This window comes from Ideonella azotifigens (genome assembly GCF_021043325.1).
In the GTDB taxonomy this organism is placed as follows: domain Bacteria; phylum Pseudomonadota; class Gammaproteobacteria; order Burkholderiales; family Burkholderiaceae_C; genus Ideonella; species Ideonella azotifigens.
In genome coordinates, this window is sequence record NZ_JAJNKD010000002.1 from 102,939 (window position 1) to 126,383 (window position 23,445).

Here is a 23,445-nt window from a genome sequence, read left to right on the forward strand (position 1 = left end):
GCAGCATACCGCCGCGGCCGGTTCAGGGCGCGGCCGGGGCCAACGCGGCAGAGGCCGCAGGTGTCGGCAGCAGCGGCGCGTCCAGGTCCGGCAGAGGCTCGTTGGCCTTGCGTTCGACCGAGACGACATTGGGCTTGTCCCAGGGGCCGGTGACCTGGAACTCACGGGTGCTGGCCTGCATCAAGGGCTTGCGCAGGAACCATTGGGCCAGGAAGGTGCCCAGGCCGATCACTGGGTTGATCGCGGCGTAGGCCAGCGAGGCGGTACCGGCATTGATCTCGGGCACCACGACCACGCGCAGGTTCTGGGTTTCCTGGCGCATGTTGGCGCTGCCTTCCATCAGCACCACCGCCTGCGCGCTGCGAATGCGCAGGTTGTTGGTGCGCGCCACGCCATCGGCCAGCGCAATGTCGGCGCTGGCGTTGTCGAATGCAAAGCCTTCCTGGAACACATCGCGGAAGTCCAGCAGCAGCCGGCGCGGCAGGTTCTGAAGGCTGAGCACGCCCAGCAGCCGGCCGACGCCGGCATCGACTTTCAGGAACTGCCCGCTGTCCAGCGCCAGCTGCATCTGGCCGGTCATCTCGGCCCATTCCGGCGTCAGCGGCGAGCCGGTCCAGGCCAGCTGGCCCAGGATGTGGCCCTTGCCACCACGCATCACCCGGCCCATGCCCATGCGCTCCAGCAGGCCACCGCTGTCGCTGAGGTCCAGCCGGAAATCCATCGCCATGCGCCGGCGCGGGCCGGGCGACCACTGGCCGCTGCCCACGAGCTTGGCCTCGGGCGATGTCAGGTTCAGCTTGGAAAGCCGCCAGTCCGCCCCCTTGTAGGCCGCGTCCACCTCCAGCTTGCCCAGCTTCTTGCCGGCCAGCTCGAAGTCGTCGATCACGATGTCCAGCGCCGGCGGATGGTCGCCCGGGTCGTCGAGGATGTCGTCCACCGCATCGGCCTCGGACTGCGGCAGCGCCAGCCGCGTGAAGCGTGCGTGCACCAGGCCGGCCCGCTCGCCGGCTTGCGGGCGGTAGTCGATCTGGCCCTGCGCCTGGTCGGCCTGCAGGTTGGCGCGCCAGTGCTCGCCGTCCGCCCCGGCGCGGCGCTGGGCCTGCGCGCTGAGGCGGGTCAGCTTGCGCCCGCCCATGGCCAGCGACTGGGCACGCAGGCTGATGTCGGTCGGCTCGTAGGACGAATGTGCACTGGTGCCGGCGGCGTCCCCTGCCGCCGGGCCGGCCAGCTGGGCCGAAAGCTTGCGCCAGGCGTCGATGTCCACCGTGCCCAGCTTCAACAGCGCCTGCACCGTTCCCGGCGTCAGCGTCGGCAGCGTGTCGCCCACCGCCAGCGCGCCGCGCAGCACCACAGGCGTGGGCTGCGAAATGTCGCGCTGGTATTCGGCCTGCAGCAGGCTGCCCAGCTCGACGCGCAAGGTGTCGCGCGTGATCGCCGCGGCACCGCCAGCCGCCGGCACCGAAGGGCCCAGCGTGGTCTGGTAGCGCAGCGGCAGCGCGGCCTCGGCCGCCTTGCCCAGCGGTGCGGGCAAGGCGCTGGCCATGCCGGTCAGCGGGCTGGTGATCTGCAGCTCGGTCTGGCCATGCACGACACCGAGCTGCAGCTTGTACGGCGACTGGCCGCTGAGCTGGGTGCCCAGCTTGGCAACCCAGCCGAGTTCGGTGGCGCGGCGCAGCCCTTCGGCGGTGGCCGTCCCCTGGCCCTGGAAGCGCACGATGCCGTCCGGCCCCATGTTGCCCTCGAAGGTGGCGTCACCGCCCACCAGCCGCGCCGCGCCGCCGCTGACGCTGAAGCCGTGCTGGCTGAAGTCGACCCGGGCCTGGGTGTTGGCAAACACCGGCAGGTCCGGCCGCAGCCGGATCTCGTTGCCGGCCAGTTGCACCTGGCCCTTGACACTGGTGTTGTTGACGTCGTCCAGCGGAATCACGAGCCCCAGCTGCAGCGTCATCGGACCGGTGCCGGTGGTGTCGTGCAATGCGCCGCTGATCAGCTTGTCGACCGGCGATGCGGCGACGTAGCGCAGCCCGTCGGCCAGCGGGCCGCGCACCGTGCCGTCGATGCTCAGCGCCGGCTTGGACATCAGGTCACGGATGTCGCCGTTGACGTTGGTCAGCGCCAGCCCCCAGACCTTGGCCTGGGCATTGCGGATCTGCATGCTGACGCGGTCGAACACCAGGTCGCCGCTGAGCTGGCTGAAGGCCGGCCAGGCGGGCGCCGCGCCGGGCTCGGCCGGCACATACGCAAAGTCCAGGTTGTGCACCTTGGCGGCAATGTGGAACTCGCCCTCGGCGGCCTTGGGGAACGGGAAGTGCCACAGGTCACCGCGCAGCTTGAAGTTCAGCTGCGAAATGTCACCCCCCAGCACGGCACCGGACACATATTGCCGCGCGCTGGGGCCAACGCCCAGCGGCAGGTAGCGGGCGACGCGCGCCGCCTTCAGCTGCGTGGCATGGCCGCTGAGTTCCAGCCGACCGGGGAAGCGTGCGCCGGCACCGTGGTCAGCCAAGCTGCCCGGCGGCTCGCCGGCCGCGCCGACCACGCCTTCGCCGGTCTGCCAGCGGGCGGACACATCGCCCTGCCCATCTTCGTTGGCGAAACGGCCGTCCTGCACCAGGAGCTGGATGGCCGGCAGCAGGCCGGGACGCGGCTGCAGTTGCCAGACCAGCTTGGCCTGGAAACGCGCCAGCGGCACCAGCGGGTCTTCGAAAACGCCCGGCAGCTCCAGCGCGCCATCGGTCACGCTGAGCCGGGCTTCGCCGCCGGTTTCATTGGCCTGCAGGTCCAGGTCTGCGCCGCGCCAGCCTGGCCGGCCGGGACCCTGGCCAGCCTCGGGTGGCTGGGCCGACAGCGAACTGCCGCTGAGCCTGCCCTTGACGCGGTAATGCTGCGGCGCCTGCGGCGAGCCGCTCCAGCTCAGCTGCAGACCTTGCACCAGGCCTTGCGGCGCGCTGTCCTGCAGCGTGCGCAGCAGCGTGGCCGGCAGCGGCAAGCGGCTGGCCATGCGGGCGAGCAAGGCAAGGTCCAGCCGGTCGGCGCTGAACTCGCCACCGGTGATGGGCGCGGCATTCGCCGTGGCGAAGGGAATGGCGGAGCTGGCTGCGGCGGGCTCGGAAGCAGTCGGTTCGGGCGCGGAAGCCGATGTTTCGGGCGTCACTTCGGACGCCGCAGCAGCGGCCAGCGGCACGCGCTGCCGGTCCGGTTCGGCCAGGCTGGCGACCAGGTCCTGCTGCTGCAGCCAGCTGAGCGCAACCCGGCTGGCCGGCCAGGCCACGCCGTCTTCGGTCGCAAAAGCCAGCTCGCGGGCGTCCAGCCGCACCCGGTCCGGCTCGCGCTCGGCCTGCAGCCGGCCGCTGACGCTGCGCAGCGCCAGCGGCGCCAGTTCGCGGCCCAGGCGCAGTTGCAGCGTCTGCAGCGCCATGTCCAGCGTGGCGGCGCGCCACTGGCCTTGTGCCAGGTCCAGCCAGGCCCGCAGGCTGCCCTGGCCGGCCAGCAGCTCGAACGGCAGCTGCACGTGCTGGTGCAGGCTGGCGACATCGACATAAGGCAGGTCGGCGTGCAAGGTGCCGTTCCAGCGCTGCCAGTCGCCGGCCGGCGCCAGCAGCGGCTGGGTGAAGCGGCCGCGGGCACTGAAACGCTGGCCCCAGCCGGCCGGCGGCGTAGCGTCCAGCCGCAGGTCGTGGTGGCGCAGGCTGTTGCGCACGACGATGTCCACGTCCTCCAGCGCCAGCGGCGGCGCGTCGCGCTGCTCGTCGACCCAGCGCAGTTGGCCATGGCGCACCACGAACTCGGGCTGCGCGAAGAACCAGTTGCTGGCCAGACCATCGGCCCCGTCAGCACCGCTGTTGAAGGCCAGGCCGCCCACGTGCAGATGGCCACTGCGGTCTCGCCGCACCTCCAGCTGCGCGCCCTCGATGTAAAGCTGGGAGAACCGCAGCGACAGGACCAGCAGCGAGCGTGGCGACACCGCGGCCGAGACCAGCGGCAGCGTCAGCGCCGGCCGGCCTGCAGCGTCTGCGAGCTGCACGTCATGCAGCGCCAGCACCGGCACCCAGCCTGGCGAACGCGCCTCGATGCGACCGATGCGGACGGACACCCCCAATGCGCGTGAGGCATGCGCCTCGACCTGGGGGCGCCATTCGTCGATGTGCGGCAGAATCCCCCAGTGCAATATCAGCCACCCCAGAAGCAATAAGCTCCAGAGCGTGATCAGCATCAGCAGCACGGCACGGAAGGCACCGCGTGAGAGGGACACGAGCAAGTGACGGCGAGGCTTCGGGCCTCGCTCAGAATCAGACGGCATCAACGGCATGGAATCGATGTCCAGGCGCGCGATGCCCGGCCTTCGGCTGCCGGGAAATGGGCGGGCTGAAGGGCGGACGCTCCGCAACGTTGTCGCTCGCCTGAGTTCCAGCGCAATCTAGCACAGACATTTTGCTGCCTCGATGGGTTCCTTACATCCTGTGACCGCCACAGCGGCCGCGCTCGCCGAACACAGCCGCTTCGTGCAGCGCGTGCGCCGCCGCCATGCGGCTGAACTGGCCCTGCTGCCGCCGGGCGCGCCCGACCACGCCAGCATCACGGCGCTGATTGCGCAGTTGCAAGCCGCAGGCCGGCCGCTGGCCAGCGCCATGCGCGTGGCACGCCAACTGGTGCTGGAACGGCTGGCGGTGCTGGACGTGGAGCAGCAGGCGCCGCTGACCAGCATCACCCACGCGATGACCGCACTGGCCGAGGTCACGCTGGGCCTGGCGCTGGCACAGGCCCGGCTGGACGCCGACGCACGCCACGGCGCGCCGCGCGACGCCAATGGCGAGGCGATCGACTTCTGGATCATCGGCATGGGCAAGCTGGGCGCACGCGAGCTGAACGTGTCGTCCGACATCGACCTGATCTACGTCTACGAAGACGACGGCCAGACCGACGGCCCGCAGCCAATCTCGGCGCACGAATACTTCAGCGCGGTGGCGCGCCAGCTCTACACGCTGATCGGCGACGTGACCGACGACGGTTTTGTCTTCCGCGTGGACCTGGCGCTGCGGCCCAATGGCAATTCCGGCCCGCCGGTGGTCAGCCTGGCGATGCTGGAAGAGTATTTCCTGGTCCAGGGCCGCGAGTGGGAGCGTTTTGCGTGGCTGAAGAGCCGCGTGGTCGCGCCGCGCGAGGCGGTCACCAGCGGCCGGGCGCTGCAGTTGCGCGCGCTGGTCACGCCGTTTGTCTACCGCAAGTACCTGGATTACGGCGTGTTCGAGGGCCTGCGCCAGCTGCACCGGCGCATCCGCGAGGAAGCGCAGCGCCGCGCCGCCGGCCGGCCGGAGCGCGCGAACGACGTGAAGCTGTCGCGCGGCGGCATCCGCGAGATCGAGTTCATCGTGCAGCTGCTGCTGGTGGTGCGCGGCGGGCAGTTCCCCGAGATCCGCACCCGCTCCACGCTGAAAGCGCTGGACAAGCTGGCCGCTGGCGGGCTGATGAAGGTCGACACGGCGCAGAAACTGGCCGAGGCCTACAGCTTCCTGCGCCAGGTCGAGCACCGCATCCAGTACCTGGACGACCAGCAGACGCATGTGCTGCCGACGGCAGACGCCGACCTGGGCTGGATCGCCGCCAGCATGCAGCTGTCCTGCAGCAGCCTCGCCTGCCCGCTGACCGACAAGCTCTGCGAGGTGCGCGAGCTGGTGGCCACCGAGTTCGACACCTTGCTGCACGACGGCCAGGCGCCCGGTCGCGGCGGCTGCAAGGGCGGCACCTGCGGCGCACCGCTGCCGCTGGACAGCGAACAGCTGATGGCCAAGCTGCCCGAAGGCCTGGCCGAGCGGGTGCGCGCGCTGATCGCCAGCCCGCGCGTGAAGGCCTTGCGCGACGACAGCAAGCTGCGCCTGGGCAAGCTGATGCTGCGCGCGGCCGGCGCGGTGGCCCAAGGCCATTGCAGCCTCGCCGCGGCGCAGCGCTTTGTCGACTGGATCGAGCCGCTGCTGCGGCGCGAAAGCTACCTGGCGCTGCTGGTCGAGCGGCCCGGCGTGCAGCAGCGGCTCTTGAAGCTGCTGGGCCTGGCGCGCTGGCCGATGCGCTACTTGATGCTGCATCCCGGCGTGATCGACGAGCTGGCCGACGAGCGCCAGATGGCCGAGCGCTTCGACCGCGCAGCCTTCACCGCCGACCTGGACGAGCGCCACGCCGCCTGGCAGCGCTCCGGCGAAGCCGACGAAGGCGCGCTGCTGGACACGCTGCGCCGCGCCCACCACGCCGAAGTCTTCCGCACGCTGGTGCGTGACGTGGAGCAGCGCATCACCGTCGAACAGGTGGCCGACGACCTTTCCGCGCTCGCCGACGCGATGCTGGACTGCACGCTGCGCTGGGCCTGGCAACACCTGAAGCAGCGCCACCGCGACACGCCGCAGTTCGCCGTCATCGCCTATGGCAAGCTGGGCGGACTGGAACTGGGCTACGGCAGCGACCTGGACGTGGTCTTCGTCTACGACGATGCCGACGAGGCCGACCCCGACCTGGCGCAGGAAATCTACGCCAGCTTCGTGCGCAAGCTGATCAGCTGGCTGACGCTGCGCACCGCGGCCGGCGAGCTGTTCGAGATCGACACCGCGCTGCGGCCCAACGGCGGCTCCGGCCTGCTGGTCAGCTCGATCAACTCCTTCGACAAATACCAGCGCGGCCGCGGCGGCAACACCGCGTGGACCTGGGAACACCAGGCCATCACCCGCGCGCGCTTCTGCGCCGGCACCTCGCATTTGGGCGAACGCTTCGAGGCCACGCGGCGCGCGGTCATCAGCGCGCCGCGCGAGGCGCAGGCGCTGAAGGACGAGGTGCGCACCATGCGCGAGAAAGTGCGCGCCGCGGTGCCGGTGAAAAGCGGGCTGTTCGACGTCAAGCACAGCCCCGGCGGCATGATGGACGCCGAGTTCGCGGTGCAGTACCTGGTGCTGTCGCAAAGCGGCAGCCACCCCGCGCTGCTGGACAACGCCGGCAACATCGCACTGCTGCAGCGCGCCGAAACCGCCGGCCTGCTGCCGGCCGGCGTGGGCAGCGCGGCGGCCAATGCCTACCGCGAGCTGCGCCGCGCCCAGCACCGGGCCAGGCTGGACGAACAGCCCACGCAATTCGACCCCGCCAGCCTGGCCAGCGAACGCGACGCGGTGCTGGCGCTGTGGCGCGCGGTGTTCGAGGCTTGACGGCGCGACTCGCGCGCAGCGCCTGGCCCCTGCTTGCGCTGCTGCTGGCATTGGCGGCCTGGCTGCTGCAGTCCCAGCCCACCGAACGCTGGGACTGGCAACCCGCCCTCGTCTGGCAACAGCCCTGGCGCTGGTGGAGCGCTGCCGCGGTGCACTGGAGCGCCCGCCACCTGCAGATGAACCTGGCCGGCGCCGCGCTGCTGGCCTGGCTGGGCTGGCGTGCCGCAGCCGGCTGGCGCGCCAGCGCGGCCTGGGCGCTGGCATGGCCACTGACGCAACTGGGACTGCTGGCACAACCCGCGCTGGCGCACTATGGCGGGCTGTCCGGCGTGCTTCATGCCGGCATGGCGGTGCTGGCAATGCAGTTGCTGCGCCGGCCCGGCCGCGAGCGCTGGCTGGGCGGGCTGATCGCCGCCGGACTGCTGCTGAAGATCGCCACCGAACAGCCCTGGGCCGGGCCTCTGCGCCAGGTGCCGGGCTGGGACTTTGCGCTGGCACCAGCGGCCCACCTCAGCGGCGCGCTGGCCGGCCTGTTGTGCGGCCTGCTGCTGACGCGCCGGGACACTGCGCGACCCGCCTGAACCCTCGGCTTCGGCCACGTCCTCTCCGTTCCAGGGATTTCCGATGACTGATCGCAAGACCCAGCTCGACACGCTGGCCGTGTGCTGTCTGGTGGGCTGCGCGCTGCTGTGGGGCGTGAACCAGACGGCCACCAAGATTGCGCTGCAGGAAGTGCCGCCGCTGCTGCAGGCCGCCGGTCGCTCCCTCGGTGCCGCGGTGCTGCTGGGCCTTTGGGCCACGCTGCGCGGGCTGCCACTGAAGCTGGCGCGCGGCACCTGGGCGCCGGGGCTGCTGGCGGGCCTGTTGTTCGCGGCCGAGTTCGGCTGCATCTTCATCGGCCTGCAGTACACCAGCGCCTCGCGCATCGTCGTCTTCATCTACCTGGCGCCGTTCGTGGTTGCGCTGGGCATGCCGCTGGTGGCACCGGGCGAGCGGCTGGGCGCGGTGCAGTTCGCCGGGCTGATGGTCGCGTTTGCCGGCGTGGTGTGGGCTTTTGCCGAGGGCTGGGGCACCGCCGCGGCGGGCCCGCGCCAGTGGCTGGGCGATGCGCTGGGCGTGCTCGCCGCCACGCTGTGGGCCGGCACCACGCTGACCATTCGCGGCTCGTCGCTGTCGCAATCGCCGCCGGAGCAGACGCTGATGTGCCAGTTGCTGGTCTCCAGCCTGGCGCTGGGTGCAGCGGCCTGGGTCAGCGGCGAGGCCTGGCCGGCCGGGCCGCTGCGTGCGGTGACCTGGGCCGCGCTGGGTTTCCAGACCGTCATCATCACCTTCGCCAGCTACCTGCTGTGGTTCTGGCTGGTGCGGCACTACCCGGCCACGCGGATCTCGGCCTTCACGCTGCTGACGCCGGTGTTCGGCCTGCTGGCCGGCGTGTGGCTGCTGGACGAACCGCTGACCGCGCGGCTGCTGGTGGCGCTGGCCGCGGTGGTGCTGGGCACGGCGCTGGTCAGCCGGCCTTCGCCGCCGCGCGTTGTCGCGCAGGCGCCAGGGCCCGCCCCGCGGGCTGACTAGACTGGCGCTTTCGCCCACAACATCAGGAGACACCCCGTGATCACGCTCTGCGGCTTCGCACTTTCGAACTACTACAACAAGGTCAAGATGGTGCTGCTGGAAAAGCAGATCCCGTTCGTCGAGGAACGGGTCATGGGCGCCAAGGGGGAAGACGTGCTGAGCTGCTCGCCGCTGGGCAAGGTGCCGTTCATCCGCACCGCGCAGGGCAACCTCTGCGAGAGCCAGACCATCGTCGAATACCTCGAAGCCACCTACCCTCAGCCGGCCCTCGCGCCGGCCGATGCCTGGGGCCAGGCCAAGGTCCGCGAGCTGACGACCTTCATCGACCTGCACCTGGAACTGGTGGCGCGCGAGCTGTACCCGCAGGCGTTTTTCGGTGGCACCGTCAGCGAAGGCAACCAGGCACGGCTGCGCAAGCTGCTGGTGCGCAACATCGCAGCCTTCCAGCGCCTGGCGAAGTTCGCGCCTTACGTGGCCGGCGAACAGTTCACCACGGCGGACTGCGCCGCCTTTGTCTCGCTGCCCCTGGTGGCGCTGTCCACCAAGCTGGTGCTGGGCGAAGACCTGCTGGCTGCCGGCGGCGTCAACTGGAAAGCCTATGTGCAGCTGGTCGGCCAGCGGCCCAGCGCGCAGCGGGTCACGGCCGACCGCGTGGCCGAGCAGGAGTCGCAGCTGGCCGCACTGAAGGGCAGCAAGCCGGCCTGAGTTTTCCGAAGCGCTGCCAAAGCCGGGTACGCCCGGCTTTTTTTCGCCCCTACCGCCGGCAATACTTATCAGTAGACAAATTGAACTGATCAGTATCAAAATTGAACCAGTCAGTTTTATGCCGCCGGGTCCGCCTGGGCGGGTTCGCTGCACCGCGTCATTTGTTACAACTCCGGGGTGAAAAAAGATGGAACCAACCGAACACGGGCCTGTCAGACAGACGTGGGTTGGGTTTTGGCACTTCGGTGCCTACCCCGGTCTCAGGCTGGCAACACCTGGGGCTGTCTTCTTAAAGCCGCGCAGCCTGTCAGTTGATCTGGCTGTCACCCGGGAGGGCCTCTCCTCCTCCCTCCCTCCCTGTTGCGCTCCCGGGCGCTGCGCGGCTTCCTTCTTCTCCCCACCCGAGCCCCCCTGGCCCGCAAGCGCGGTGTCCCGGCTCCCGGCTCGACCACACACCCCGTCTTCCGCCTTGCGCCTTGTGTGCAGGAGTCGTTCGTGAGCGCCCGCATCGCCGTCGTCGGCGCCGGCGTCTCCGGTCTGTGTGCGGCCTGGCAGCTGCAACGTGAATTGCCCCAAAGCCGGGTCACGCTGTTTGAAGCCGAAGCCCGCTGCGGCGGCCACGCCCACACCGTGGACCTGGCGCTGAACGGCGTGCGCCACGGCGTGGACACCGGCTTCCTGGTCTACAACGAGCGCACCTACCCGGGCCTGATCGCGCTGTTCGAGGCGCTGCAGGTGCCAACCGCAGCGGCGGAGATGTCGTTTTCGGTCCAGTCCGCCGGGCTGGAATGGAGCGGCAGCTCGCTCAACACCGTGTTCGCCCAGCGCCGCAACCTGGTCTCTCCGGCGTTCTGGGGCATGCTTGCCGACCTGCTGCGCTTCAACCGCCTTTGCACCGCGCTGGCCCAATCCGGTGACGATGCGGCGCTGGCCATGCCGATTGCCGAATTCCTGGCGGTGCATCGCTTCGGTGAGCGCTTCCGGCTCGACTACCTGCTGCCGATGGTGGCCTGCATCTGGTCCTGCCCGGTCGAGCAGATGCTGCAGTTCCCGGTCGGCACGCTGATCCGCTTCTGCCACAACCACGGCCTGCTGCAGGTGCAGGACCGGCCGCAGTGGTACACGGTGCGCGGCGGCTCCCGGGTCTATGTGGACAAGCTGCGCGCGCAGCTGGCCGATGTGCGCACCGGCCACACGGTGCAGGCGGTGCGCCGGCTGCCCCCCGGCTCCGGCCTGGGCGGCGTGATGCTGGATGGCCTGCGCGCAGACGGCACGGCCCACAGCGAGCGCTTCGACGAAGTCGTGCTGGCCTGCCACAGCGACCAGGCGCTGGCGCTGCTGCCAGACGCCAACGGCGACGAACGCCAGTTGCTGGGCGCCATCCGCTACCACGCCAACCGCGCAGTGCTGCACACCGACGCCTCGCTGCTGCCGCGCCGCAAGCTCGCCTGGGCCGCCTGGAACTACGAACGTGCCGCGGGGCAGGACCAGGAACGCAGCCACGTCTGCCTGCACTACCTGCTGAACCGGCTTCAGCCGCTGCCCTGGCAAGCGCCGGTGATCGTTTCGCTGAACCCGGTGCGCGAGCCGCACCCGGCCACCGTGCATAGCGAGTTCGACCATGCACACCCGGTGTTCGACCAGGCCGCGGTGGCGGCCCAGCAGGCCTTGCCGCGCATCCAGGGCGCCAGCCACGTCTGGTTCTGCGGTGCCTGGACACGCTACGGCTTCCATGAAGACGGCCTGCAGTCCGGCCTGGCCGTGGCCCGCGCGCTGGCAGCCACGCAGGGCGCCCAGTCCTGGCCGCTGAGCGCCTGAAAGCCGCATGTCGACCGCCAAGCTTCCCGACTCACAAGCCCTGCTGGGCATTGGCGAGGTGCGGCACCAGCGGCTGCGGCCGGTCGCCCATGGTTTTGCCTACCCCAGCTTCTTCCTGCTGCTGCCGATGCGCACGCTGCGCCGCCAGCCCTGCACCGCCTTGCCCCGCAACCGCTTCGGCCTGATCGCCTTCCATGACCGCGACCATGGCGACGGCGGGGCCGACAGCCTGGCCTGGGTCGAGGGCTTGCTGGCGCGCGAAGGCCTGCTGGCCCAAGCGGACGGTGAGGTCTGGCTGCACTGCCTGCCGCGCGTGCTGGGCTATGCCTTCAAGCCAGTGAGCTTCTGGTACGCGCACAGTGCGGGCGGCGCGCTGGTGGCCGTGGTCGCAGAGGTTCACAACACCTTTGGCGAGCGACATTGCTACGTGCTGCACGGCGAGCCTTGTGAGCGCCCCCAGGGCCGGGCTGCGCCCAGCCCGCCCCCCGAGGGGGTCAAGGAAACTTGGGGCGGCCCTGCGTTTCCTTGCGACACCTTGCCCTGGGGCCGTGAGCTGCAGGCGCGCAAGCAGCTGCACGTCTCGCCGTTCTGCGAGGTCACCGGCGGCTACCGCTTCCGCTTCCTGCGCAACGACCTCGGCCCGCGACCGGCAGCCCAGCCGCGCACCGTCGTGCGCATCGAACACGACGACGCCGATGGCCTGCTGCTGCGAACCAGCGTGAGTGGCGCGCTGCAGCCGCTCACGCGCGCCGCGCTGCTGGCCGTCTTCTGCCGCATGCCGCTGTTGACGCTGGGCGTCACCGCACGCATCCACTGGCAAGCCTTGCTGCTGTGGCGCAAGCGCGTGCCGTTTTTCCGCAAACCCGAAGCGCCCGCGGCCGTTGCCTCGCGCGGCGCCCCCTGGCCTGACCCTGGTGCCCGCCCATGAATGTGTCCACTGCGCCCACCGCCTCGTCTGCCCAACATGCAAGCGCCACCAAGCGCGCACAAAAGGCCAGGCCGCCGTTTGCCGCACGCCAGGTGCTGCGGCTGCTGCAAGGCCTTGGCCACGGCAACCTGACGCTGCACACGCCCGACGGCGAGCAGCTGCACTTCGGCCCGCGCGACGCGCCCGGCGCGGTGCTGCGGCTGCACGACTGGCGCGTCTTTGCCGCGGTGCTGAAGTCTGGCGACGTGGGCTTTGGCGAGGCCTACATGGCCGGAGAGTGGAGCTCGCCCGACCTGCCGGCCCTGCTGCGCCTGTTGATGGCCAACCGCGAGCAGCTCGAACGCGCTGTCTACGGCAGCTGGTGGGGCAGCCTGCTGCACCGCGTGCGCCATGCGCTGAACCGCAATTCGCGCGAAGGCAGCCGCCGCAACATCGAGGCGCATTACGACCTGGGCAATGATTTCTACCGGCTCTGGCTGGACGAAACCATGAACTACTCCAGCGCCTGGTTTGACGGCGACCTGCAGCAGCCGCTGGACCAGGCGCAGCGCGCCAAGCTTGGCCGCGCGCTGGACGCCTGTGGGCTGCGGCCGGGCCAGCGCGTGCTGGAAATCGGCTGCGGCTGGGGGGCTGTGGCCGAGGCTGCTGCGCAGCGCGGTCTGGAACTGACCGGCGTGACGCTGTCCACCGAGCAGCTGGCTTTTGCGCAAGCGCGGCTGGCCCGCCAGGGGCTGGACGGCCTGGCCAAGCTGCGCCTGCAGGACTACCGCGACGTGCCGGAAAGCGGCTTCGACGCGGTGGTCTCGATCGAGATGTTCGAAGCCGTGGGCCAGGCCTACTGGCCACAGTTCTTCCGCGGTGTGCATGCCAAGCTCAAGGCCGGCGGCCGGGCCTGCGTCCAGTCCATCACGCTGCGTGACGAGCTGTTCGAGCGCTACGCCGGCGGCACCGATTTCATCCAGCAATACGTCTTCCCCGGCGGCATGCTGCCCAGCCCCACGGCCTTCCGCGAACAGGCGGCGCAGGCGGGGCTCAGGGTGGTCGACGAAATGGCTTTCGGCCCGGACTATGCCGAGACGCTGCGCCGCTGGCGCGCCGCCTTCCTGGCCCAGGAGGAAGCCGTGCGCCGCCAGGGCTACGACGACCGTTTCCTGCGCCTGTGGGACTTTTACCTTGCCTACTGCGAGGCGGCCTTCGAGAGCGGCAACACCGACGTCATGCAGTTCACGCTGCAGCGCGACTGAGGCCGACGGCCATGGTCCAACGCCTTCGCCGTCACCTGCTTGCCGCGCTGCTGACCTTGCCCCTGTGGGCACAGGCTGCCACGCCCGCCAGCCCCCCACCGGCAGAAGTGCGCGAGGCGCTGGGCGAAGCCGCGCGAGCCCAGGGCCTGGGCCGCATGCGGTTCTTGGGCATCGCCATCTACGAGATTGCCTTGTGGGCGGCAACACCGGTCAGCGCCAGCGACTGGACCGGCAAGCCGCTGGCACTGGAGATTCGCTATGCCCACGGGCTGGACGGCGCGAAGATCGCCGAGCGCTCTCTGGACGAGATGCAGCGCCAGGGCGGCTTCAGCGCTGCCCAGGGCACGGCCTGGCTGGCGCGCATGAAGGAACTCTTTCCCGACGTGAAGCCGGGCGACCGCATCACCGGCGTGCTCGAACCCAGCCAGGCGGCGCGCTTCTACGTCAACGGCCGCGCGGTCGGTGAGCTGCGCGACGCGGCATTTGCCAACCGCTTCTTCGGCATCTGGCTGTCGGAAGCGACTTCGGAGCCTACGCTGCGCCAGCAGTTGCTGGGCCGCGCGCCGTGATCACTACCGCAGCCGCCACCCCGCCGCTGTCCGGCTGGCGCGCCGGCCTGGCCTATGGCGGGTTGGGCCTGCCGCTGGCCTTCGTGGCCCTGCCGCTCTACGTGGTGCTGCCCGAGCACTACGCACGCAGTTTCGGCGTGCCGCTGGCAAGCCTGGGCGCAGTGCTGCTGCTGGCACGTGCCGGGGACGCGGTGATCGACCCGCTGATCGGCCGCGGCGTGGACAGGCTGCTGCGCCGCCCGCCACGCGACTGGGCACTGATGGCGCTGGCCGCCGCACTGCTGCTGGCCGCCAGCTTCCACGGCCTGTTTTTCCCGCCGGTGCGCGGCAGCCCGGCATTGCTGGCCTGGTGCGCGCTGATGCTGGCCGGCTGCTACCTGGCCTACAGCGCACTCAGCGTGCTGCACCAAGCCTGGGGCGCAAGCCTGGGCGGTGACGAAGCCCAGCGGGCCCGCGTGGTCGCCTGGCGCGAAGGGCTGGGGCTGCTGGGCGTGATCACGGCCAGCCTGCTGGCCGGCGTGAGCCTGCAGTGGACCAGCGCGGTGCTGGCCACCACCCTGGCCGCGGGCCTGGTCGGCCTGTCGCGCGCACCGCGGCCGCAGGTGGTGCTGGCCGTTCCCGAAGCCGCACCGTCGCTGCTGGCGCCGCTGCGCCATGCGCAATTCCGGCGGCTGTTGGGCGTCTACCTGCTGAACGGCATGGCCAGCGCGATCCCGGCCACGCTGGTGCTGTTTTTCATCCGCGACCGGCTGCAGGCGCCCGCGCTGGCGCCGCTGTTCCTGGGCGCGTATTTCCTCGCCGCAGCGCTGTCGCTGCCGCTGTGGGTGCGTGGCGTCAAGCGGCTGGGGCTGGCGCGTTGCTGGGCGCTGGGCATGGGCCTGGCGGTGCTGAGCTTTCTCGGCGCGGTGGCGCTGGGCGCTGGCGACACGCTGGCCTACGGCCTGATCTGCGTGGCCAGCGGCGTGGCGCTGGGCGCGGACCTCAGCGTGCCGCCCGCACTGCTGGCCGGCCTGTTGCGCGAAGAAGGCCTGCACGGCCGCAGCGAAGGCGCCTGGTTCGGCTGGTGGCAGCTCTGCACCAAGCTGAACCTGGCGCTGGCGGCCGGCGTGGCGCTGCCGCTGCTGCAGGCGCTCGGCTATGCGCCAGGCCATGCCGATGCGGCTGCCGGCCTGGCATTGGCCACCGTGTATGGCGCGCTGCCCTGTGTGTTGAAAACCCTGGCTGGCCTGCTGCTATGGCACGGCTGGCTGAGAAAAAAGGTGCCTGAATGTTTGCCCGCCTGAACACCCGCTGGCCTCGCCTGGCCGGGCTCGCGCTCAGCGCGCCGCTGTGCCTGGCCTTGTTGTCCGGCTGCGCCAGCCCGACGCCGGCCGACTACGCCAGCCAGACCCCGGTGCTGGACTTGCGCAGCTATTTCAACGGCCCGATGAGCGCGCAGGGGCTGTTCACCGACCGCTCGGGCAAGGTGGTACGCCGCTTCAGCGTGGCCCTGAACGGCCGCTGGGAAGGCGATGAAGGCGTGCTGGAGGAGGACTTCGTCTACAGCGACGGCGAGCGCCAGCGCAGGGTCTGGCACCTGCGCCAGCTGCCCGACGGCCGCTACACCGGCAGGGCCGACGACGTGGTCGGCGAGGCCGTCGGCCAGGCCGCAGGCAATGCACTGAACTGGCACTACACGCTGCGCCTGCCGGTGGACGGCACGGTCTACGAGGTGCAGTTCAACGACTGGATGTACCTGATGGATGCCCACGTGATGCTGAACAAGGCGGCGATGCGCAAGTTCGGCTTCCAGCTCGGCGAGGTCACGCTGGCCTTCTACAAGCCATGAGCCCGGCCATGCCTGCCCGCCTGCACTGCTGCGAAAGCACCTGATGTCCCTGAACCCCCGCATTCCCGCCTGGCAGGGCCAGGTGGTCTGGCTGGTCGGTGCCTCTTCGGGCATTGGCCGGGCACTGGCCGAGCGGCTGCATGCTGCCGGCGCCGTTGTCGTCTGCTCGGCCCGCCATGAGGTTCCTCTTAACGAATTCGTGGCCCGCCACCCGGGCAGCCAGGCGATTGCGCTGGACGTGACCGACCGCGACTCGCTGCAGGCTGCCGCACAGACCGTGGTGGCCCGGCATGGCCGGCTGGACATGGTGGTGTACTGCGCCGGCCACTACCGCGCGCTGCGCGCCACGGCCTTCGACCTGGTGGATGCGCTTCGGCACGACCAGATCAACTACGTCGGTGCGCTGAATCTGCTGGACGCCGTGCTGCCGGTGCTGCTGCGCCAGCGCAGCGGCCACCTGAGCCTGATCAGCAGCGTGGCCGGCTACCGCGGGCTGCCGAACTCGCTGGCCTACGGGCCGACCAAGGCGGCGCTGATCAACCTGGCCGAGTGCCTGTACTGCGATTTGCATGCGCAAGGCATTGGCGTGTCGGTGGTCTGCCCGGGCTTTGTCGACACGCCTCTGGTGCAGCAGAACGAGCACGCGATGCCAGCGCTGATCAGCGCCGATGAAGCCGCAAGGCAGATGCTGGCCGGCTGGGCCGTGGGCGACTTCTCGCTGCACTTTCCGAAACGTTTCACCCGCTGGATGCGCGCCGCACGCTACCTGCCTGATGCTTTGTACTTCCCGGCCGTGCGCCGGGTGACGGGGCTGTGACCATGCTCAAAAACGCCTTGCCCTCCCTCGCCGAGCTGAAGGACCGGCAGCGCCCGGCACCGCGCCATGCCGACGCACGGGTGCAGAAGTTGATCCACTTCTTCGAGCAACTGCAGCTGGCCGACCTGGCGCAGTTGCCCAGGCTCTACACGCCCGAGGCCTACTTCAAGGACCCGTTCCACAGCGTGCAGGGCGTGGCCGAGATCGACGCGATCTTCCGCCGCATGTTCACCAACCTGCAGGCGCCGCGCTTCACGGTGCACAGCGTGATCGCCGAAGGCGCGCAGTGTTTCATGACCTGGGATTTCGACGCGTTGCGCAACGGCCGGCCGCTGCACATCCACGGCAGCAGCCATTTGCTGTTCGACCTGCAGGGCCCGGGTGGCGCTGCACCGCGACTACTGGGACGCGGCTGAGGAGCTGTACGAGCAGGTGCCGCTGCTGGGCGGCCTGCTGCGCTGGCTGAAGCGGCGCATCGCCGGGCCTGCGGCCCAGTTGAGCCGGGACTGATCAGGCTTTCGCTGGCGCGGCGTCGAACAGGTCCAGCGCATCGGCCAACGCCGTCAGCGAATCCAGCTCGCGCCACGGCGTGGCGGTGGTGCGCAGCGGCTTGGGGCGATGGCCGGGCCGATGCAGCCAGACGCTGGCAAGGCCGGCGGCGTGCGCGCCTTCGATGTCCAGCGCCCAGTCGTCGCCCACGTGCAGCACTTCGTGCGGCGCGCAGCCCAGGCGCTCGCAGGCGGCATGGAAAAACGCCGGCTCGGGCTTGCCTACGCCAAATTCACGCGCACCCAGCGTGCCGGCGAAATGACCGGCCAGGCCGATGCGCTGCAGGTCGGCATTGCCATTGGTCAGCGCCAGCACAGGACCACGCGCGGCCAGCCGCACCAGCGCGGCCGGCACGTCGTCGTAAAGCTGTACCTTTTGGCGGTGCTCGAAGAACAGCTCGAAAGCCGGCTCGGCCAGCGCCGGGTCTTCACCGCACTGCGCCAACGCGCGGGCAATGCTGGTCAGCCGCAGCCAGCTGAGGTCGTGGCCGCGCTCAGGGTGCTCGCGCCCGACCTGCTCGCGGATCAGGCGCAGCGCCGCGGTGTCGAAAGCCGCAGCCGTCGCCGGTGCGTTGGCCTTCAGCCAGCCGTGCAACACGGCTTCGGCGGCTTCGATGGCTGGCCAGACCGGCCACAGCGTGTCGTCCAGGTCCAGCGTGATGGCGCGCCAGCTTGGCATGACCGTCACCGCATCCAGCCCTTGCGGCGGAAATACAGCAGCGGCGCGGCGACCGAGGCCACCATCAGGCACAGCGCATAGGGGTAGCCGTATTTCCAGGTCAGCTCAGGCATGGCCTGGAAGTTCATGCCGTAGATGCTGGCGATCAAGGTGGGCGGCAGCAGCGCGACCGAGGCCACCGAGAAGATCTTGATGATCTTGTTCTGGTTGATGTTGATGAAGCCGACGGTGGCGTCCATCAGGAAGTTGATCTTGTCGAACAGGAAGGCAGTGTGGCTGTCCAGCGAGTCGATGTCGCGCAGGATCTGGCGCGATTCCTCGAACTGCTCGGCGTTGAGCATGCGGCTGCGCATCATGAAGCTGACCGCGCGGCGGGTGTCCATCACGTTGCGGCGGATGCGACCGTTCAAGTCCTCTTCCTTGGCAATGGCTGCCAGGATCTCGGCCGCCATGCGGTCGTCCACGTCCTGCTTGAGCACCCGGGCGCCGACTTTTTCCAGGCTGTCGTAAATGCTTTCGAGCGCATCGGCGGAGTATTCGGCGTCGGCGTCGTAGAGCTTCAGCAGCACATCCTTCGCGTCCTCGATCAGGGCCGGGATGCGGCGCGCACGCAGCCGCAGCAGGCGGAACACCGGCAGGTCTTCGGCATGCACCGAGAACAGCACGTTGTTGAACAGGATGAAGGCCACGCGCACGTTGCGCGGCGTGATGTCGTCATCGATCAGGAAGTCGGAGCGGATGTGCAACTCGCCGTTGTCTTCCTCGTAGAAGCGGGCCGATTCTTCGAGGTCATCGTCCACGATGTTGCCGGGGATCTGCAGGCCGAAACGGCCGGCGATCCAGCCGATCTCCTCGGCCGACGGCGCTTCCAGGTCCACCCACACGGGCTGCACCTGGGCCAGTTCGGCCGCGGTTTCGATTTCCTCTTGCACGAGGCGGCCACTCAGGCGGCCCTTGTCCAGCGTGAACACGTTGAGCATGCGGTACTTCCAGCGGATCGGCCCGGCACGGCGGCCGAGGAAGGCAGGCACGGCGCGGGCAGAAAGATCAGGTCGGGGTGTTCGGAGCAGACCGTCTCACCCCAGACGGACCGGACCGGCCCGGGGGCAGGCGTCGCGGCAGCTGGAATGGACGGTCACCGAGGGTGAGGGGTGTCCAAGTCGTGCTTTCAACAATCAAGAAAAAACCAAAACCGGTCCTGCAGGCAGGGTCTAAAAACGGAGAGCCGCACGGGGTTTTCCCTGGGTTTTTGCCCAGCAGCCGGCCATTCCAAAACACCGGGCCAGCAGGCCTTGGCGCCCCGAAAGGGCCGTGACGCCGGGCTGCACGGGTCAGGCGTGGCCTTGGCCCCCAAAGGGCCAGACACCGCCGCGAACGGCCTGCGCAGTAATGCTCACAACCAGCGAGTCTAACCCCCTGGGACGAGGCTGACCACGCTTGTCAAAGCATGGTCCCACGCGCACACTGAATTCGACCGGAGCCCCCAAAGGCACCGGCTGCGAGCGACCAAATGCAGGTGATGAGCCTGCTCTTGTTTTCCCCTTTCCTGAAAGGAGTCCTCGATGAACCTGACGATCAGCGGACATCACCTAGACGTTACCCCCGCGCTTCGCGAGTACGTGCTGACCAAGCTGGACCGGGTCACGCGCCATTTCGACCAGGTGGTCGATGTCAACGTCCTGCTGACGATAGACAACCAGAAGGAAAAGGATCGACGACAAAAAGCGGAGGTCACCCTCCATGTCAAGGGCCGCGACATCTTCGTTGAACACTGCCACGAGGATCTTTATGCGGCGATCGACCAACTGATGGACAAGCTGGACCGCCAGGTCTGCCGTCACAAGGACCGCATGCAGGACCACCACCACGAATCGGCCAAGCGCCAGGTGGCCGCACCGCTTTGATGGCTTCGCTTTTGTCGACCCAACACGGCCCTGCGGGGCCGTTTTTGCTGCCTGGCGCAAGCGCGAGACTGTTACACCTGCGAAATCGTGAACTGTTGCTGCAACGCAGCACCCCATCCGTCAACCACTTGATTCAGGCTTCGTTCAAGTTCATGGTGAGACTGTCGATTTCTATAATCCGCTCCCCGCCCGCACGCTTGAACAGCCTGCCGCTCCAGTTGTGACCGTAGTCGGAGAACATTCTTCATGAACCGCCTTGCCGCCATCCTGCCCGCCGCCAATGTGCTGGTGGGTGTGGACGCCACCAGCAAAAAGCGCGCGTTCGAGCACGCCGGCCTGCTGTTCGAGAACCAGCATGCAATTGCCCGGGCCACGGTCACCGACAACCTGTTCGCCCGCGAACGCCTGGGCTCGACCGGCCTGGGGCATGGCGTGGCGGTGCCGCACGGCCGTGTCAAGGGCCTGAAAAACCCGCTGGCGGCGGTGCTGCGCGTGCAGCAGCCCATCCCGTTCGACGCACCGGACGACGAGCCCGTCAGCCTGCTGATCTTCCTGCTGGTGCCCGAGGCGGCCACCCAGCGCCACCTGGAGATCCTCTCCGAGATTGCCGAGCTGCTGTCCGACCGCGAACTGCGCGACAAGCTCAAGAGCGAGCCCGACGCAGCTGCTGTGCACCGCCTGATCGAAGGCTGGGAACCGCTGAAGTCGGTGGCGTGAAAGCCATTTCGATCAGCGCCGAGGCGCTGTTTGAGGAGCACCAGCCGGCGCTGCGCTGGGAGTGGATCGCCGGCCACGCCCACCCCGAGCGCCGCTTCGACGAAGCCGCGGTGCGCGACGCCCGCTCGGCCGCCGACCTGGTCGGCTACCTGAACTACATCCACCCTTACCGGGTGCAATTGGTCGGCCGCCGCGAGGTGGACTACCTGGGCGAGGCCGCAGCGCCCGAGATCCAGGAGCGCCGCATCCAGCGCATCGTCACGCTGGAGCCGCCGGTCATCATCGTGGCCGATGGCCAGCGCCCGCCGGATCGGCTGGTGGCCATGTGCGACCGGGCCGAGATCCCACTGTTCACCACCAGCCATTCGGCCGGCCATGTGATCGACGTGGTGCGCGCCTACCTGAGCCAGCTGATGGCCGACCGGACCACGCGCCACGGCGTGTTCATGGACATCCTGGGACTGGGCGTGCTGCTGACCGGTGAATCCGGCCTGGGCAAGAGCGAACTGGGCCTGGAGCTGATCTCACGCGGCCACGGCCTGGTGGCCGACGACGCGGTGGACCTGTTCCGCATCTCGCAGGCCACGCTGGAAGGCCGTTGCCCGGAGCTGCTGATGAACCTGCTGGAGGTGCGCGGCATCGGCCTGCTGGACATCAAGGCCATCTTTGGCGAGACGGCGGTGCGGCGCAAAATGCGCCTGAAGCTGATCGTGCACCTGGTCCGCAAGGAAACCATGGAGCGCGAGTTCGAGCGCCTGCCTTACGAACCTTTGCACGAGGACATCCTCGAGATCCCCATCCGCAAGGTGGTCATTGCAGTGGACGCCGGCCGCAACCTGGCAGTGCTGGTGGAAGCCGCGGTGCGCAACACCATCCTGCAGCTGCGCGGCATTGACACCTACCAGGAATTCATCGCCCGCCACCAGGCTGCCATGAGTTCGGGCTCGGATGTTTGACGCCGCCTGCCGGGCGGTGTTCACAATCGGTTTTCACGCAGGTGGCGTACAGCGCCAGCGCATGGTCCTGCAGCGCAAAGCCGCGTGATTGCGCCACGGCGCGCTGGCGCGACTCGATCTCGGGGTCGAAGAATTCCTCGACCCGGCCGCAGCTCAGGCAGACCAGGTGGTCGTGGTGGTTGCCCTCGTTGAGCTCGAAGACCGACTTGCCCGACTCGAAATGGCTGCGCGCCAGGATGCCGGCCTGCTCGAACTGCATCAGCACACGGTAGACCGTCGCCAGGCCGATGTCCGCACCCTCGTTCATCAAGGCCTTGAACACGTCTTCCGCCGTCATGTGCCGCTGCTGGGTCTTCTGGAAGACCTCCAGAATGCGGATGCGCGGCAGCGTGGCCTTCAAGCCGCTGCTCTTGAGTTCGTCTACCTGGTTGCTCATGGTGTCAATCCCTGGCCCCGCGAGGCTTGGTGAGACTTGTTTGGCGTTGCCCTAGAATCGTCCAATCATAGCCAGCCTGTCCGCCTCAAGCGACAGGCAAGCCATTTCGGCCGCCTTCGCCTCGTGTCGCGCGGTTTCTTTTTCGCTCCATCGCCGCCCGCAGGGCGATTCGCCGTATGCCTTTGCTGAGTTCTGTTCGACCCGTTGCGGTCGCGGCCGCGCTGATGGCGGCCAGCCTGCTGGGCGGTTGTGCCTACGTCTCGCGCACCATGAGCGAGGGCATCACCAGCGTGATCACGCCCTACCGCGTGGAAATCGTCCAGGGCAACGTGGTGACCTCGGAGCAGATTGCGCAGATCAAGCCCGGCCGCAGCCGCAACGACGTGCGCGACATCCTCGGCTCGCCGCTGCTGGCCGACCCCTTCCACGGCGACCGTTGGGACTATGTGTTCACGCTGCGTCGCCCCGGTACCGAAGCGCAGAAGCGCTCGGTCGTGATCCGCTTCGAAAAGGACACGGTCAAGACCGTCGACGCGCCGCCCGACCTGCCGTCAGAACGCGAGTTCGTCGCGTCCATCACGCGCTACAAGGCCGATCCGAGCAAGGAACGCAAGCTGATGCTGACCGACGAGGAACGAGCCGCCCTGCCGCTGCCGCCCGCCGCAGCCGCCAGCACCGCCGCAGCCCCCACCGGTCCGACCCGCATCTACCCGCCGCTGGAGACGCTGTGAGTGCCGCCGGCCCCTTGCGCATCGCCATCGCCGGTGCATGCGGCCGCATGGGCCGCATGCTGATCGAGGCGGTGCAAGCCGCTGACGACTGCGTGCTGGCCGGCGCGCTGGACCGCAAAGGCAGCCCTGCGCTGGGCAGCGACGCCACCGCCTGGCTGGGCCAGGCCAGCGGCGTCAAGATCACAGCCGACCTCGCCGAAGGCCTGGCCAAAGCCCAGGTGCTGATCGACTTCACCCGGCCCGATGGCACGCTGGCCCACCTGGCCGAATGCGAGCGCCTGGGCGTGAAGATGGTCATCGGCACGACGGGTTTCGAGCCGGAACAAAAGGCCCGAATCGGTGCCGCCGCGCAGCGCATCGCCATCATGATGGCGCCCAACATGAGCGTGGGCGTCAACGTCGTGATGCAGCTGCTGGCCCAGGCCGCCAAGGCGCTGAACCAGGGCTACGACATCGAGATCATCGAGGCCCATCACCGCCACAAGGTCGACGCGCCCAGCGGCACCGCGCTGGCGATGGGCGAAGTCGTCGCCAAGGCCGTCGGCCGCGACCTGAAGGAATGTGCCGTCTACGGCCGCGAAGGCGTCACCGGCGCGCGCGACCCCAGCACCATCGGCTTTGCCACCGTGCGCGGTGGCGACATCGTCGGCGACCACACCGTGCTGTTCGCCGGCATTGGCGAGCGCATCGAGATCACGCACAAGAGCTCGAGCCGCGTGACGTATGCGCAGGGCAGCCTGCGCGCCGCGCGCTTCCTGGCCGGCAAGGCCAGTGGCCTGTTCGACATGAACGACGTGCTGGGATTGTCCTGA

22 protein-coding genes are annotated in these 23,445 nt (G+C 69.1%); 18 read left to right on the plus strand and 4 right to left on the minus strand.

The features are described 5' to 3' along the window. Nucleotides 1–22 precede the first annotated feature (22 nt). Nucleotides 23–4,309: a YhdP family protein gene (locus LRH25_RS05140; RefSeq protein ID WP_310742411.1), complete on the minus strand. Its 4,287-nt coding sequence runs from the start codon at nt 4,307–4,309 to the stop codon at nt 23–25. Between the two features lie 133 nt (nt 4,310–4,442). On the opposite strand from LRH25_RS05140, the gene glnE reads away from it, so the two are divergent. The 13 genes from glnE to LRH25_RS32980 all read left to right on the plus strand — a co-directional run bounded on the left by glnE (nt 4,443) and on the right by LRH25_RS32980 (nt 17,172). After that, nucleotides 4,443–7,181: a bifunctional [glutamate--ammonia ligase]-adenylyl-L-tyrosine phosphorylase/[glutamate--ammonia-ligase] adenylyltransferase gene (gene glnE / locus LRH25_RS05145; protein WP_231010296.1), complete on the plus strand. Its 2,739-nt coding sequence runs from the start codon at nt 4,443–4,445 to the stop codon at nt 7,179–7,181. Next, the gene (gene rrtA / locus LRH25_RS05150) at nt 7,178–7,762 is read left to right on the plus strand and encodes a rhombosortase (protein ID WP_231010297.1); all 585 of its coding nucleotides are present in this window, start codon (nt 7,178–7,180) and stop codon (nt 7,760–7,762) included. Before glnE ends, rrtA begins: the two co-directional genes overlap by 4 nt. Before the next feature lie 43 nt (nt 7,763–7,805). Next, nucleotides 7,806–8,753 carry a DMT family transporter gene (locus LRH25_RS05155; protein WP_231010298.1) on the plus strand — a complete coding sequence of 316 codons (948 nt, stop codon included), beginning with the start codon at nt 7,806–7,808 and terminating at the stop codon, nt 8,751–8,753. A gap of 36 nt (nt 8,754–8,789) precedes the next feature. Next, nucleotides 8,790–9,458 (plus strand): glutathione S-transferase, encoded by a 669-nt coding sequence (locus tag LRH25_RS05160; RefSeq protein ID WP_141289415.1) that lies wholly within the window; start codon nt 8,790–8,792, stop codon nt 9,456–9,458. A 495-nt stretch (nt 9,459–9,953) separates the two neighbouring features. Beyond that, the gene (locus tag LRH25_RS05165; RefSeq protein WP_141289414.1) at nt 9,954–11,276 is read left to right on the plus strand and encodes an NAD(P)/FAD-dependent oxidoreductase; all 1,323 of its coding nucleotides are present in this window, start codon (nt 9,954–9,956) and stop codon (nt 11,274–11,276) included. A gap of 7 nt (nt 11,277–11,283) precedes the next feature. Beyond that, nucleotides 11,284–12,204 (plus strand): DUF1365 domain-containing protein, encoded by a 921-nt coding sequence (locus LRH25_RS05170; protein WP_141289413.1) that lies wholly within the window; start codon nt 11,284–11,286, stop codon nt 12,202–12,204. Continuing rightward, nucleotides 12,201–13,448 carry an SAM-dependent methyltransferase gene (locus tag LRH25_RS05175; protein WP_141289412.1) on the plus strand — a complete coding sequence of 416 codons (1,248 nt, stop codon included), beginning with the start codon at nt 12,201–12,203 and terminating at the stop codon, nt 13,446–13,448. The genes LRH25_RS05170 and LRH25_RS05175 overlap by 4 nt, the downstream gene beginning before the upstream one ends. Nucleotides 13,449–13,459: 11 nt before the next feature. Then, a complete protein-coding gene (locus LRH25_RS05180) occupies nt 13,460–14,017 on the plus strand; it encodes a chalcone isomerase family protein (RefSeq protein WP_141289411.1) in 558 nt (185 codons plus the stop codon). Beyond that, nucleotides 14,017–15,300 carry an MFS transporter gene (locus LRH25_RS05185; RefSeq protein WP_375142163.1) on the plus strand — a complete coding sequence of 428 codons (1,284 nt, stop codon included), beginning with the start codon at nt 14,017–14,019 and terminating at the stop codon, nt 15,298–15,300. The genes LRH25_RS05180 and LRH25_RS05185 overlap by 1 nt, the downstream gene beginning before the upstream one ends. Further along, nucleotides 15,285–15,845, plus strand: a complete 561-nt coding sequence (locus LRH25_RS05190) for a DUF3833 domain-containing protein (protein WP_141287738.1) — start codon at nt 15,285–15,287, stop codon at nt 15,843–15,845. Before LRH25_RS05185 ends, LRH25_RS05190 begins: the two co-directional genes overlap by 16 nt. Before the next feature lie 43 nt (nt 15,846–15,888). Further along, the gene (locus LRH25_RS05195; RefSeq protein ID WP_141287739.1) at nt 15,889–16,662 is read left to right on the plus strand and encodes an SDR family NAD(P)-dependent oxidoreductase; all 774 of its coding nucleotides are present in this window, start codon (nt 15,889–15,891) and stop codon (nt 16,660–16,662) included. Nucleotides 16,663–16,664: 2 nt separating this feature from the next. Then, complete coding sequence (locus tag LRH25_RS05200; RefSeq protein WP_310742412.1) at nt 16,665–17,078, plus strand: nuclear transport factor 2 family protein; 414 nt, start codon at nt 16,665–16,667, stop codon at nt 17,076–17,078. Beyond that, nucleotides 17,044–17,172 (plus strand): hypothetical protein, encoded by a 129-nt coding sequence (locus tag LRH25_RS32980; RefSeq protein WP_310733326.1) that lies wholly within the window; start codon nt 17,044–17,046, stop codon nt 17,170–17,172. Before LRH25_RS05200 ends, LRH25_RS32980 begins: the two co-directional genes overlap by 35 nt. Here the strand turns inward: LRH25_RS32980 and LRH25_RS05205 are convergent, their stop codons facing one another. Further along, the gene (locus tag LRH25_RS05205; protein ID WP_141287740.1) at nt 17,173–17,889 is read right to left on the minus strand and encodes an HAD family hydrolase; all 717 of its coding nucleotides are present in this window, start codon (nt 17,887–17,889) and stop codon (nt 17,173–17,175) included. A gap of 5 nt (nt 17,890–17,894) precedes the next feature. Further along, nucleotides 17,895–18,869: a magnesium/cobalt transporter CorA gene (corA, locus tag LRH25_RS05210; RefSeq protein WP_141287747.1), complete on the minus strand. Its 975-nt coding sequence runs from the start codon at nt 18,867–18,869 to the stop codon at nt 17,895–17,897. Nucleotides 18,870–19,451: 582 nt separating this feature from the next. Between corA and hpf the strand changes: the two genes are divergently transcribed. The 3 genes from hpf (at nt 19,452) to hprK (ending at nt 21,466) form a co-directional block, all read left to right on the plus strand. Beyond that, nucleotides 19,452–19,793 (plus strand): ribosome hibernation-promoting factor, HPF/YfiA family, encoded by a 342-nt coding sequence (gene hpf, locus LRH25_RS05215; RefSeq protein WP_141287741.1) that lies wholly within the window; start codon nt 19,452–19,454, stop codon nt 19,791–19,793. Nucleotides 19,794–20,039: 246 nt separating this feature from the next. Continuing rightward, nucleotides 20,040–20,510: a PTS sugar transporter subunit IIA gene (locus LRH25_RS05220; protein ID WP_141287742.1), complete on the plus strand. Its 471-nt coding sequence runs from the start codon at nt 20,040–20,042 to the stop codon at nt 20,508–20,510. Beyond that, entirely contained in the window at nt 20,507–21,466 is a 960-nt protein-coding gene (gene hprK, locus LRH25_RS05225; protein WP_141287743.1) for an HPr(Ser) kinase/phosphatase, read from the plus strand. Before LRH25_RS05220 ends, hprK begins: the two co-directional genes overlap by 4 nt. Here the strand turns inward: hprK and fur are convergent. Next, on the minus strand, nt 21,420–21,902 hold the full coding sequence (fur, locus tag LRH25_RS05230; protein WP_141287744.1) for a ferric iron uptake transcriptional regulator: 483 nt from the start codon (nt 21,900–21,902) through the stop codon (nt 21,420–21,422). The two genes, hprK and fur, sit on opposite strands and share 47 nt — an antisense overlap. 176 nt (nt 21,903–22,078) lie before the next feature. Between fur and LRH25_RS05235 the strand changes: the two genes are divergently transcribed. Both LRH25_RS05235 and dapB read left to right on the plus strand, forming a co-directional pair. Then, nucleotides 22,079–22,633 (plus strand): outer membrane protein assembly factor BamE, encoded by a 555-nt coding sequence (locus LRH25_RS05235; RefSeq protein ID WP_231010300.1) that lies wholly within the window; start codon nt 22,079–22,081, stop codon nt 22,631–22,633. Next, a complete protein-coding gene (gene dapB / locus LRH25_RS05240; protein WP_259372440.1) occupies nt 22,630–23,445 on the plus strand; it encodes a 4-hydroxy-tetrahydrodipicolinate reductase in 816 nt (271 codons plus the stop codon). Before LRH25_RS05235 ends, dapB begins: the two co-directional genes overlap by 4 nt.

Coding starts and splice junctions, on each gene's coding strand:
- LRH25_RS05140 (WP_310742411.1), bottom strand. CDS start 4,309: ATGCCGTTGATGCCGTCTGATTCTGAGCGAGGCCCGAAGCCTCGCCGT.
- glnE (WP_231010296.1), top strand. CDS start 4,443: ATGGGTTCCTTACATCCTGTGACCGCCACAGCGGCCGCGCTCGCCGAA.
- LRH25_RS05155 (WP_231010298.1), top strand. CDS start 7,806: ATGACTGATCGCAAGACCCAGCTCGACACGCTGGCCGTGTGCTGTCTG.
- LRH25_RS05170 (WP_141289413.1), top strand. CDS start 11,284: ATGTCGACCGCCAAGCTTCCCGACTCACAAGCCCTGCTGGGCATTGGC.
- LRH25_RS05175 (WP_141289412.1), top strand. CDS start 12,201: ATGAATGTGTCCACTGCGCCCACCGCCTCGTCTGCCCAACATGCAAGC.
- LRH25_RS05180 (WP_141289411.1), top strand. CDS start 13,460: ATGGTCCAACGCCTTCGCCGTCACCTGCTTGCCGCGCTGCTGACCTTG.
- LRH25_RS05190 (WP_141287738.1), top strand. CDS start 15,285: ATGTTTGCCCGCCTGAACACCCGCTGGCCTCGCCTGGCCGGGCTCGCG.
- LRH25_RS05195 (WP_141287739.1), top strand. CDS start 15,889: ATGTCCCTGAACCCCCGCATTCCCGCCTGGCAGGGCCAGGTGGTCTGG.
- LRH25_RS05200 (WP_310742412.1), top strand. CDS start 16,665: ATGCTCAAAAACGCCTTGCCCTCCCTCGCCGAGCTGAAGGACCGGCAG.
- LRH25_RS05205 (WP_141287740.1), bottom strand. CDS start 17,889: ATGCCAAGCTGGCGCGCCATCACGCTGGACCTGGACGACACGCTGTGG.
- corA (WP_141287747.1), bottom strand. CDS start 18,869: ATGCTCAACGTGTTCACGCTGGACAAGGGCCGCCTGAGTGGCCGCCTC.
- hpf (WP_141287741.1), top strand. CDS start 19,452: ATGAACCTGACGATCAGCGGACATCACCTAGACGTTACCCCCGCGCTT.
- LRH25_RS05220 (WP_141287742.1), top strand. CDS start 20,040: ATGAACCGCCTTGCCGCCATCCTGCCCGCCGCCAATGTGCTGGTGGGT.
- fur (WP_141287744.1), bottom strand. CDS start 21,902: ATGAGCAACCAGGTAGACGAACTCAAGAGCAGCGGCTTGAAGGCCACG.
- LRH25_RS05235 (WP_231010300.1), top strand. CDS start 22,079: ATGCCTTTGCTGAGTTCTGTTCGACCCGTTGCGGTCGCGGCCGCGCTG.